Source organism: Psychrobacter sp., assembly GCF_018260395.1.
Taxonomy (GTDB): Bacteria; Pseudomonadota; Gammaproteobacteria; order Pseudomonadales; family Moraxellaceae; genus Psychrobacter.
The window spans coordinates 1-12,201 of sequence record NZ_JAGLBC010000069.1; the positions used below are offsets into that span (position 1 = coordinate 1).

Here is a 12,201-nt window from a genome sequence, read left to right on the forward strand (position 1 = left end):
TCTTAAAAAAGTTAAATCAATTTTAGAAAGTTAATAAACTCAGCTGCCACCGAAGGCGTAAGCACCCTGCCAATCGCTCAGGTAACCGGACTGAATGACTCATTAACCCACCGCATATCAAATTAATATGGTAGGGTCTAGACCTTGATGAATAGCAAGGTGAGACATCAATGACAAATCTGGAGAGAGATACTCACTTAAGTTAAGGCTTCAATTAAGCCTTAATAATTAACGGTTGATTTAGCGTTAATTAAGCTTAAATAGTGATAAAAGGTATCCACCGAAGGGGAAAAGATATCTTATAGCAATACTTTGTGGTAAATGAATTTCTGATTCAATTTATGAATATTTTCTTACCACTTTTGCTATAGCTTATATCGATATCGAAAATCTCAGGTAACAGGACAGATGGGGCAAATAAGTTAATCGAGACCTTTTGTCAGTTTTATAAACAGTTTAAGACAATTATCCACTAATAGGATAAGTTTAAATTGTGAACTGATAGGAGATGTAACTCGTAGGCTTATTTGCCTTTTTTTTATGCTTATTTTTTGAATATATTTTGTAATGCAATGACCTAAGTTAAGAATCGGTTATCAATTTAACATATAAATGCGTCACTATTTAACTGCTGAATGTACTATGCTAAAGATGATATTAGTTGGAGCATAACTGTTTATAACTGCCTAGTTGAACTATTTATAGATAGATAGATAGATAGATAGATAGATAGATAGATAGCTACCTACAACTAATTTTTGAAAATTAATATATAAAAATTTTCTATTTGATTTGCCCAGATTTTGTTACTAACCACAAGGAATTGTCATGACCACTTTACAACGTACTCCTTTTTATCAGTCGCACGTAGACAGTGACGGTAAAATTGTAGATTTCTCAGGCTGGGAATTACCTATTCATTATGGCTCACAGATTGATGAGCATGAAGCCGTGCGTACTGATGCAGGTATGTTTGATGTATCGCACATGGTAATTACTGATATTGAGGGCACGCAGGCTAAAGCTTGGTTGCAAAAGCTATTGGCAAATGACGTTGCCAAACTTAATACTGTGGGTAAAGCATTATATTCAGCAATGTTGAACGAAGAAGGCGGGGTTATTGACGACCTTATCGTTTATCTAATGAACAAGGAAGAAACCCAATATCGTATTGTCTCTAACGCTGCCACTCGTGATAAGGATTTAGCTAACTTTAATAAAGTAGCCGAAGGCTTTGAGGTAACCCTAACTGAGCGTCCAGAACTTGCTATGCTAGCTGTACAAGGGCCCAATGCAATTGCTAAGTTGAAGCAAGCTAAAGCTAAATGGGCAGACACTTTAGATAGTCTAAAGCCTTTTGTTGGTGCTGACTTAATGAATATCGAAGCTAAAGACTGGTTTGTGGCTCGTACCGGTTATACAGGTGAGGATGGTGTTGAAATAATTTTGCCAAGTGACAATGCTGCTGAATTTTTTAGATTATTGCTAGATAATGGTATTAAGCCTGCTGGGTTAGGAGCGCGTGATACGTTACGTATGGAAGCTGGCATGAACCTATATGGTCATGACATGGATGATAATACCAGCCCTTATGAATGTAACATGGGCTGGACTTTAGCGTTGAAAGATGATCGCAACTTTGTAGGTCGCGAAGCTTTAGTTGCAAAACACAAACTGGCCACAGAAAACGGTACGGCCATGAAACAGGTGGGGTTATTGTTAGAGACCCGTGGTGTACTGCGTGAAGGGATGACCGTTACTATTAACCAAGGTACTGATAAAGAAACCACAGGTATTATCACCAGTGGTACTTTCTCTCCAAGCTTAAAACAGTCTATTGCTATTGCTCGTATTCCTGCAGGCGTTACTGATGATGACAATGTTCAAGTTGATTTACGCGGTAAAGGTAAGTTTGTCGATGTACGCGTATTGAAGCTGCCTTTCGTTCGCAATGGCGAAAAACAATTCGATTAGTGGTATTTTTGATCGAGTGTATTTTTGACAGTTTGTATTTTTTATAGATTATATTTAATGAGCTGAATTTAAGGCTAAAAAGTTTTTATCTGTGCTTACTTAATAATTATTTAACAGGCACATTAAGGTTATTCATTAAAGCTAAAACCTGGGCTATTTGCTACTAATAAACAAGCTTAGACTTTGCTATAGTGATAACGGTTATGCCATATAATTGATTCCACCAGATTTGAAATAATCCTATTTAGCCCAATGGTTTGAGTTAAATTTTGTGTTAATCCACCCCTTCTACCTTATTTGGAGAAATTTATGAGTAATGTTCCATCAGAACTTAAGTATGTTGCTAGCCATGAGTGGTTACGTATGGAAGATGACGGTACTATCACGGTTGGTATCACTGACCACGCACAAGAAGCCCTTGGCGATATCGTCTATGTTGAGCTTCCAGATGTTGGTGACACTGTGGCAGTAGATGATGAAGTGGCCGTTGTAGAATCTGTAAAAGCGGCTTCAGACGTATACGCCCCTATTACTGGTGAAGTTGTGGCCATTAATGAAGCTTTAGAAGACGACCCTGAAGTTATCAACAGCGATCCATACGGTGAAGGCTGGATGTACCGTATTAAGCCTGATAATGCTGATGACTATGAGTCACTTTTAACTGCTGACGAATATCAAGCTGACCTATAAAGGGTTGTTTAAAAGGTTGTCCTTATTAATAGCGTTGTTTCATCCGTGAGGCAACGTAATCATATTCTTTAGCATCACACATTAACTATTTAGGGATAAAATTGTTATGTCAAATCAAGAGCAAGGATACTCTACCAAGACTCAAAACGCTAAAAAAGACAATAGTACTAATTATACTGATACTAGTAATACTGATACTTGTAATACTGATACTGATACTGATATACAAGACATTAGGTCTGCAAAAAATTTAGCTGCCTTTACTGAGGTGGTAGAATCGCGTCGATCGGTAAGAAGATTTACAGACACACCTATTTCAGATGATGTACTACGTGATTGCTTAAGACTGGCTATGCTTGCTCCTAATTCAAGCAACTTACAGCCTTGGGAATTTTATGTTATTAACTCCCCTAAAAAGCGTGAAAAGGCCAATAAAATTTGTATGAATCAAAATGGTGCCAAAACCGCCAATAGGCTAATTGCTGTCGCGGCCAGAACAGATACGTGGCGAGAAAATGCCAAACAAAATATTCGTGATTTTCCAGATGGTACTGCGCCAAAAAAAGTTCGTGATTACTATGAAAAAATAGTCCCATTAGATTTTTTACGTGGACCGGCTGGTATTATTTCGATTGCCAAATGGGGCATGACTCAAGCAGTTCGCCAATTTAAAGGGCCTGTTTAATCACCTTACTATACCTATGAAGACATCAAAAACTGGGCGTTGTACAACACGGCTCTTGCCGCTGAAAACTTAATGTTAGCTTTAAGGGCTCACGGTTTCGATAGCTGTGCAATGGGAGGCTTTGATGAGCCAGCCCTAAAAAAACTACTAAAACTTGGCGATCATCAGCATGTTGTTATGATGATTGGTGCTGGAGAGAGAGCTGATAATGGTATTTACCACAGCCAGTTTCGTTTTGATTACGATCAATTCGTAAAAGAAGTCTAATGTAACCGATTATTTTTTAAGATTTTTAAGCTTTATTAATACCTATTTTTTTAATTTTTTTAATTTTTTTTATCTATTTTTTTATAAGCTTTTTATAATTTTTTTTGTTACCTATTTTACCACCTCATCATTCTTGGCTTTAGTGGATTGATGATTTAATTAAGCTCGATTTTGACCTTCAATTTGATACAAAGGACAACCATGACTTCAGCAAATTTAACCAATACCAGTAATGGCTTATCTTTTGATGGGCTGTTTGATGAAGCCCGTTTTGTCGCTAGACATTTAGGCTCAGGTGCTAATGATCAAGCCGAAATGCTAAAAGCAGTAGGTTATGACGATATGGATAGCTTCATCGCGGATACGGTGCCAGAAGCTGTGCGTATGAACCGTGAATTAGACTTACCTAAGGCCATGAGCGAGCACAATGCACTGGCTAAACTTCGTACTATGGCAGACGATATCACAGTTAACAAAAGCTATATTGGTCAAGGTTATTCTCCGGTTCGTATGCCAGCGGTTATTCAGCGTAATGTACTTGAAAACCCAGGCTGGTATACAGCTTATACCCCTTACCAAGCTGAAATCTCTCAAGGTCGTCTTGAAGCATTGTTGAATTTCCAGCAAGTTTGTATTGATCTTACAGGCTTAGAGTTAGCTGGTGCATCCTTACTTGACGAAGCCACGGCTGCTGCTGAAGGCATGGCTATGGCGAAACGTGTTAGTAAGAGTAAATCAAACCAGTTCTTTGTAGATGAGCGAATCTTCCCGCAAACCTTAGACGTTATTATCACTCGAGCCAAGTATTTTGGTTGGGAAGTTGTGGTAGGTGATTTTAAAACTGCTAAATCAGGTGACTTTTTTGGCGCCATTTTCCAATATGTAGGCCGTGAAGGTGATGTCGTTGATTTAACTGAGGTTATCTCAGCTGTTAAAGAAAAGAACACTTATGCTTTAGTGGTTAGCGATATTATGAGCTTGGTGTTATTAAAATCACCAGCAGACATGGGCGCCGATGTGGCATTGGGTAGCACCCAGCGCTTTGGTATCCCTATGGGCTTTGGTGGTCCACATGCCGCCTACTTTGCTTTTACTGATAAAGCCAAACGTTCAGCGCCTGGTCGAATCATCGGTGTCTCTAAAGACGCTCAAGGCAACACTGCGCTACGTATGGCTTTGCAAACTCGTGAGCAGCATATCCGCCGCGAGAAGGCCAACTCAAACATCTGTACTTCCCAAGTGTTGCTAGCTAATCTTGCCGGTATGTATGCGGTATACCATGGCCCTGAAGGTCTAAAACGTATTGCCACTCGTATCCATGCTATGGCTACTGCCTTTAGCAATGTAATCAAGTCGGCTGGCGATGAGCTAAAAATAGTACATGACCAAATCTTTGATACCGTACTAATTGACTGTGGCTCAGTAAAATTGGCTACTCAAATTTTTGAAAATGCTGCGAATGTGGGATACAACCTATGGCGTGAGGGTGAGAGTAGGTTATCCGTGTCATTCTCTGAAATCAGTAATGCTTCGGATTTTGAAACCTTAACACAGCTATTTATCAATAAGGCAGAGTCTTTACCAAATGAAGCCACTATTTCGTTAGATGAGAATTTGTTACGTACTGATGCGATTTTAACCCATACTGTGTTTAACTCTCATCACACAGAACACGAAATGCTACGTTATTTGAAGAAGCTTGAAGATAAAGACTTAGCAATGAACCGTAGTATGATTTCACTGGGCAGCTGTACCATGAAGCTCAATGCCACCAGCGAAATGCTACCTATCACTTGGAATGAGTTTGCAAACGTGCATCCTTTTGCTCCAGATGATCAAGTGACTGGCTACTTGTCGATGATAGAAAGCTTACAAGATCAATTAAAAGCCATCACTGGTTTTGATGATATATCCATGCAACCTAACTCTGGTGCTTCTGGAGAGTATGCTGGACTGTTGGCCATTCGTCGTTATCATGAGTCTTTGGGTCAAAATGATCGTGATGTGTGTTTAATTCCCAAATCAGCACATGGTACCAACCCTGCTACCGCTCAAATGATGGGTATGAAGGTTGTGGTAGTTGATACTGATGAGAACGGTAACGTTGACATAGATGACCTAAAAGCGAAATGTGAACAATATAGCGATAATTTAGGTGCTTTGATGATCACTTATCCGTCTACTCATGGTGTATTTGAGCCAGGCATACGTGATATTTGTGATTTAATTCACAGTCATGGCGGTCAAGTGTATATGGATGGTGCCAATATGAATGCTCAAGTGGGTATTATGCAGCCTGCGGATGTGGGCGCTGATGTACTACACATGAACCTACACAAAACTTTCTGTATTCCACATGGTGGTGGTGGCCCTGGTATGGGACCTATCGGCATGAAGGCACACTTAGCGCCATTCAAATCCAATCATAGCGTTACGCCTGTATTTAATGCACCTAAAGATACAACTGCGGTATCAGCAGCGCCATATGGGTCGGCAAGCATCTTACCTATTTCATGGATGTACATTACCATGATGGGGCGTGATGGCCTGCTTAATGCTACTAAAACTGCTTTATTAAACGCCAACTATGTGGCCAGCCAACTTCAAGATGATTATCCAGTGCTCTATACTGGTAAAAACGGCCGTGTGGCTCATGAATGTATCATTGATATTCGCCCTCTGAAAGAAGAAACAGGCATCACTGAGGCAGATATAGCCAAACGCTTAATGGATTATGGCTTCCATGCTCCAACCATGAGTTTTCCAGTGGCCGGTACGCTGATGATTGAACCGACCGAGTCTGAGGCAAAACATGAACTTGACCGCTTTATCTCGGCGCTCAAATCTATTAAGCAAGAAGCTATAAAAGTCAAAGAAGGTAAAGATGGCTGGACCGCTGACAATAACCCATTGGTGAATGCACCACACACAGCATTTGTAATTACCAATGAACAATGGAGCTATCCATATAGCCGTGATATCGCTGCTTTCCCATTAGACTATATTCGTCAACATAAATTCTGGCCAAGTGTGGGTCGTATTGATGATGTATACGGTGATAAGAATCTAATGTGTAGTTGCCCGAGCATCGATAACTATATGTAGTTGTAATTGATTATTATATGTATGTTTAAAACAAAACCTTTAAGTCTAAGACTTAAAGGTTTTTTTAGTGCATAACTGGTTATCAAGTAGCCGCTTTTTAAAAATAATATAGTCCAATATTTTAATTTAATGCCTCACTATTAATACAGTGGGCGTGTATCATAATACTGCATGTATTTTTAGAAACATGGTCCAAAGTTAATATTAGATTTAAAAGCTATTAAAAATAGGAATCACGCCTTGCTAGCATCCATATCTCATTTGAAACGCAAATTGAAACATAAGCTAAAGCTAAACCCTAAAGCTTGCTCAGTAAAGCAAGACAAACCTCTGGTAATATTAATTCATGGATTACATCAAAGGGCTTGGATTATGTGGCCATTGGCCAAATATTTACAAAAACAGGGATTTAGCACCTATCTGCACGATTACTATAGTCTACGCGACAACATTGATAAGCACAGTAACCGTTTAAATGAATGGCTTACTGCCAATCATGACCCTAGCACTGCTATAAACTTAGTGGGTCATAGCTTAGGGGGCTTAATCATTAGAGATTTTATATCACGCTATCCACAATGGAAGATAGCGCGCTGTGTCACCTTAGGAACACCACATAATGGAAGCACTACAGCCACCTATCTCAAAAAACTTATATCACCTTTGGTAGGCAATTCATTTGAAAAGGCATTAGATGGTCAAAATGCAACTTTAACAAAGGGAATCAGCTTAGGCGTAATAGCGGGTAACTCCCCTAAGGGACTAGGACAAATTATCCTTAACTATCATATTCGTCAAGCAAAACTCATTCCACCTTATAATGAACACGACGGTACAGTATTCGTTTTTGAAACCAAACTACCGCAAGCTGCCGACCACATTACGCTACCTGTTTCCCATACGGGCATGTTGTTTGACCGTAAAGTAGCTCAGCAAACCGCTTATTTCTTAGATCATGGTATGTTTAAAAGCATAGATTCTCATAACTAGTCAGTCTATGTGTTATCCCCATCATGCTGCATGCGCATACCCTCTTTTAGCTCTTGTTTATAAGTGGTAATCAAGGGCACTAGGGTTTGCATAACCCATTGTTTACGCCATCCTTTTAGCCCCTCTGGAATCTCTTCGATAGGCAGCTCATAAGCCACAATTTCATATAAATGAGACAGCCATTTTTTTCGCATTAATACATTGGCAGGCACCCCTGTTTCAGCTTCATAAGCTTTAACAGCCTGTTGAACCGCTTTAGATACGGTTTTGTCTTTAGATCGAAAAGGCGGTAGCACAGGTGCAGGCTGTTCAGCTTCAGGCGTGTTTCGAGCTTTATTGATAATATCAATTAACTCTTGACCATACAGGCGAATTATCGTACGTGGCATAGTGGTTTTTTGAGTCATTTGTTTTACAGACTTCGGAAGCTCCGTTACCAAATCCCGAACAGCTTGTTTTTTTAGAATAAAAGTTTTGGGTTGATTGGTTGCTCGAGCCAAAGCTTCTCGCCAGCTAGACACGGCCTGTAATACCGCCAACTGCTCACCTGTATAACGGTAATCCGCCATTGCCAGATAAGTGGCATCATCTTCAATATTGGCCGAATCATAAAGCTCTCTACTATAAAGCTGGCAATCCTCCACAACTTTATCAAATAACCCTTGCTTTGATAACTGCTGCTTTAATATATCGTATAGATTAAGCAAATAACGCACATCATCAATAGCATAACTTTCTTGCTCATCAGACAAAGGTCGCGCTAGCCAATCCGATTGGCTCTCCCCTTTTTCAACATGAACGTCTAGCTCTTCACTCAAAGCTTGCTGATAGCCCATCTGTAGTTGGCCGGTTAGATATGAGAGCGCTATTTGAGTATCAAACACGTTGGTTAAAGCAGGGCTTTCAGACAGTAGGTAAAAGATACCTAAGTCCTCACCGCAGGCATGCCAAATCATCATTGGCATGTCTTCCAACACGACCCAAAATTCAGTCAAATCAAGCTTGGGAGCATCAATTAAATAGATACAATCACCAGTATTGATTTGAACCAAAGCTAGAATTGGAAAATAAGTACTACGCTTAATAAATTCAGTATCTAAAGCAATCCTTTCTTTAGTCTCTAAATCATCAAGACACGCCTCTAAAGTATCAAAATTAGAAATCCAATAAACTGGCAAATCCGCAGAAGCCTCTAAGTCTCTTTTTATAGCCTCGATATCAATCAATTTACTGGCATCATGAATAGTTGCTTTATTAGTCTCATTAATGGTCGAAGCGTCTAATGATATCTGCGTAGATGTTGAGTCTAACTGGGTGGCACTGTCTGACGATACCTGAGTCATTGAAACCTTCTATTCAGTTTGGATTTATATTCAAAGCGGTTTTTTAAGGGTGGGCTGACTTTTGTTTTAAGCCTATTTAGCTTATACATAACAACTTTAAGCCTATATACTTTAAGCCTATGTACTTTATGCATAACAACTTTAAGCTTACGAACGATTTTGTAAGGCTTGTGATAAGGTCATACTGTCTAGATATTCAAGCTCTCCACCCATTGGAATGCCTTGAGCGATACGGGTAACCTTACCCACATGGCGACGTACTGCTTCTGATATAAAATGTGCTGTAGTTTGACCTTCAACCGTGGTGCTGGTAGCCAAAATCAGCTCTTCAATAGGATTTGATTTAACCTTGCTAACCAGTTGATCAATATTTAAATCGTCTGCATTGATACCATCTAGCGGCGATAAATGACCACCCAACACAAAGTATCGACCGCGATACCCTGCAGATTGCTCAATGGCCATCACATCAGCTGCGGTTTCAACCACACATAGGATACTGTCATCACGTCTAGGATCTAAGCAAATCGGACAAACATCATCATCACTAAAAGAGTGACACTGATGACACTCAATAATATCTTGCATAGCAGTATCTAACGCTTGAGCCAATGCTGAGCCCTGAGGCCTTTTTCCATTAAGCAAATGCAGTGCCATACGCTGGGCTGTTTTTTGACCTACCCCTGGTAGTACTCGCAGTTGCTTAACTAAGTTATCAAACTTTTCGGTTAACAATCAATCACCTTTTTTTTAAATTTAAAATTCTTATGCTTAAACTGCCAGCTTTAACAAGACTAACAGCTTTATCAAGTGGCTATATACTTCAAGCAACAACATATCAATTTTTATCAACCGACTCTTTTGTTTTATCAGCTAGCTAGCATCAATCTATAAGTCCTAATAATAAAAGCTGTCTAAAATAAAAATGGGGGATAATTTAATAATTACCACCCCATTATTTAAACTTATATGTCATTTACTTTAAAAAAAATTATTTTAGGATTACAACTTTTAGAAAACAACCATTTTAGTAAGTCATAAAATTAACCAAATAAACCTTGCATACCTGGTGGTAAGCCCATGCCACTAGTAGCATTGGCCAAAGTGGTTTCAGATAACTCATCCGCTTTAGTCACAGCAGCATTGATAGCAGCAGCAATTAAATCTTCAATTAGATCTGGCTCATCTTCTAATAAACTTGGATCTATAGTCAAACGCTTAACCACATGACGACCTGTCATGGTCACTTTAACAAGTCCATTACCTGCTTCTGCTTCTACTTCTTTATCAGCCAGTTCTTTTTTGGCTTTCTCAACATTGCTTTCTACTTGTTTTTGCATGGCTTGCGCTTGCTGCATAAGAGCTTGAATGTTCATAACTACCTCTTTAGTATTTTTTTGAATATTATTGTATATATCAGGTCATCGTCTAAGCTTTGTAGTTATTAAAACCACTATGACTCATTATCACAATGAATTAATATCACTATAAAATAATATCACTATAAATTAATGTCACCATGAATTAATGTCACTTTAGGCCATTGTCACTACAAACCACTGTATTGACGCTTATGACAACCCTTAATCTTGAGCTTATTATACTGATTAGTTATGAAGCTGTCTAAGGGTTATGTTTTAAGCTTGTGACTTCAATTCACCGTTTTAACCTAAACTGTCTAAACCGCGCGCTAAATCTTTGATGATGTCATCTACATCTTCTAAACCCACTGACAACCTAATTAACGAATCAGTTACGCCTGCTTCGGCACGGGCTTCAGCAGAAACCCTAAAATGAGTGGTGGTTGCAGGATGAGTTACTGTGGTTTTGGCATCACCTAAGTTGTTGGTAATGGAGACCATTTGAGTACTATCTATCACATGCCAAGCAGCAGACTGCTTAGTATGATTGCCCACTGCTCTAACTTCAAAGCCCATGATTGCCCCATAACAGTTTTGTCTATAGTGCTGCAGCTTTGCTAACTCATGCATAGGATGGCTTGATAGCCCCGAAAAATGGACTTTTTCTACATTTGGATGGTTGTCCAAAAACTCAGCTATTTTATTAGCATTGTCGCAATGTGCTTGCATACGAAGATTCAATGTCTCTAGTCCTTTAATGAAGACCCAAGCATTAAAAGGGCTCATACTCACCCCACCTGAACGAACCACAACGAACGCTTGTTGCATTAGCTCATCACTACCTACCAATGCCCCACCTAATACTCTGCCTTGACCATCAATATATTTGGTTGCAGAATGAATAACGATGTCTGCTCCAAATTCTAGGGGTCTTTGAATTGCTGGCGTGGCAAAGCAATTATCCACAACAAAAAGTGCGCCATGTGCATGGGCAATTTCACTGATTGCTTTAATGTCAGCAATTTGGCCTAATGGATTACTTGGGGTTTCACAAAATAACAAACGGCTATTGGGCTGTATTGCTTGTGCCCATGCGTCATTATCGAAGCAATCAACATAAGTTACAGTAACTCCAAATTTGCCCATAAAGTTGTTGAATAAACCCACCGATGAGCCAAATAACTGTTTGGCAGCTACCATGTGGTCGCCCTGCTTCAGATAAGCCAAACACATGGTTAAAATAGCGCCCATACCAGAGGCAGTGGCTACCGCACGCTCACCTCCTTCCATGGCTGCTAATCGACGCTCAAAGGAGCGTACAGTAGGGTTGGTATGGCGGGAATACACATTGCCAGTTTTTGCCCCATTAAAGTGATCTGCCGCATCCGCAGCCGACTGATATACATAAGAGCTTGTGGTATAAATTGCTTCATTATGCTCGCCTTCGTCACTACGATGTTGCCCAGCTCGCACAGCGATGGTTTGCATCGCATAACCTTGGCTTAAGTCTAAGACATCATCGGTCCAGTTAGGATCTATCTGGTTGCTTTGCGAATCAGCAGTAGGGCTACTATCTAATTTATTAGGGCTATTAAAGCTATCGGTTTGGGTATGGTTTTGATTGTCTTGGGTCATAGTTTTTTCTTCTATGGCTAATAAGCTAATAAGATTAAGATTAAGATTAAGATTAAGATTAAGATTAATTTACGTTGAACAGTATAATCGTATATGTTTAAGTCAGATTTTCGATTATGTCAGATTTTCGAATAATTAAGATTTTTTATTA

At 39.4% G+C, this 12,201-nt stretch carries 8 protein-coding genes, 1 pseudogene and 1 riboswitch; of the genes and pseudogenes, 5 read left to right on the top strand and 4 right to left on the bottom strand.

What is annotated here, in order from left to right:
* The first annotated feature begins 13 nt into the window (after positions 1–13).
* Positions 14–103: riboswitch (glycine riboswitch) on the top strand.
* 725 nt (positions 104–828) lie between these two features.
* The 5 genes and pseudogenes from gcvT (at position 829) to QZ265_RS06640 (ending at position 7,711) form a co-directional block, all read left to right on the top strand.
* On the top strand, positions 829–1,974 hold the full coding sequence (gcvT, locus tag QZ265_RS06620) for a glycine cleavage system aminomethyltransferase GcvT (RefSeq protein WP_296404603.1): 1,146 nt from the start codon (positions 829–831) through the stop codon (positions 1,972–1,974).
* 309 nt (positions 1,975–2,283) lie between these two features.
* Complete coding sequence (gene gcvH, locus QZ265_RS06625; RefSeq protein WP_296404605.1) at positions 2,284–2,664, top strand: glycine cleavage system protein GcvH; 381 nt, start codon at positions 2,284–2,286, stop codon at positions 2,662–2,664.
* 106 nt (positions 2,665–2,770) lie between these two features.
* Positions 2,771–3,616 (top strand): annotated as a pseudogene (locus QZ265_RS06630) (nitroreductase family protein).
* Positions 3,617–3,817: 201 nt separating this feature from the next.
* Positions 3,818–6,721 (top strand): aminomethyl-transferring glycine dehydrogenase, encoded by a 2,904-nt coding sequence (gene gcvP / locus QZ265_RS06635; RefSeq protein ID WP_296404606.1) that lies wholly within the window; start codon positions 3,818–3,820, stop codon positions 6,719–6,721.
* A gap of 273 nt (positions 6,722–6,994) precedes the next feature.
* Positions 6,995–7,711 carry an alpha/beta fold hydrolase gene (locus tag QZ265_RS06640; RefSeq protein WP_296404616.1) on the top strand — a complete coding sequence of 239 codons (717 nt, stop codon included), beginning with the start codon at positions 6,995–6,997 and terminating at the stop codon, positions 7,709–7,711.
* A 5-nt stretch (positions 7,712–7,716) separates the two neighbouring features.
* On the opposite strand, the gene QZ265_RS06645 is transcribed toward QZ265_RS06640, so the two are convergent.
* The 4 genes from QZ265_RS06645 to QZ265_RS06660 form a co-directional block, all read right to left on the bottom strand.
* The gene (locus QZ265_RS06645) at positions 7,717–9,054 is read right to left on the bottom strand and encodes an HRDC domain-containing protein (RefSeq protein WP_296404609.1); all 1,338 of its coding nucleotides are present in this window, start codon (positions 9,052–9,054) and stop codon (positions 7,717–7,719) included.
* 147 nt (positions 9,055–9,201) lie between these two features.
* Positions 9,202–9,789, bottom strand: coding sequence for a recombination mediator RecR (recR, locus tag QZ265_RS06650; RefSeq protein ID WP_296404611.1), 588 nt, complete (start codon positions 9,787–9,789; stop codon positions 9,202–9,204).
* A 308-nt stretch (positions 9,790–10,097) separates the two neighbouring features.
* A complete protein-coding gene (locus tag QZ265_RS06655) occupies positions 10,098–10,430 on the bottom strand; it encodes a YbaB/EbfC family nucleoid-associated protein (RefSeq protein ID WP_296404613.1) in 333 nt (110 codons plus the stop codon).
* 288 nt (positions 10,431–10,718) lie between these two features.
* Entirely contained in the window at positions 10,719–11,903 is a 1,185-nt protein-coding gene (locus QZ265_RS06660) for an O-succinylhomoserine sulfhydrylase (protein ID WP_296404617.1), read from the bottom strand.
* Positions 11,904–12,201: the final 298 nt, after the last annotated feature.

What these genes read in the sequence shown, in the direction of transcription:
- gcvP (WP_296404606.1), top strand. Translation starts at nt 3,818, where the DNA reads ATGACTTCAGCAAATTTAACCAATACCAGTAATGGCTTATCTTTTGAT.
- gcvH (WP_296404605.1), top strand. Translation starts at nt 2,284, where the DNA reads ATGAGTAATGTTCCATCAGAACTTAAGTATGTTGCTAGCCATGAGTGG.
- QZ265_RS06655 (WP_296404613.1), bottom strand. Translation starts at nt 10,430, where the DNA reads ATGAACATTCAAGCTCTTATGCAGCAAGCGCAAGCCATGCAAAAACAA.
- QZ265_RS06660 (WP_296404617.1), bottom strand. Translation starts at nt 11,903, where the DNA reads ATGCAAACCATCGCTGTGCGAGCTGGGCAACATCGTAGTGACGAAGGC.
- QZ265_RS06645 (WP_296404609.1), bottom strand. Translation starts at nt 9,054, where the DNA reads ATGACTCAGGTATCGTCAGACAGTGCCACCCAGTTAGACTCAACATCT.
- gcvT (WP_296404603.1), top strand. Translation starts at nt 829, where the DNA reads ATGACCACTTTACAACGTACTCCTTTTTATCAGTCGCACGTAGACAGT.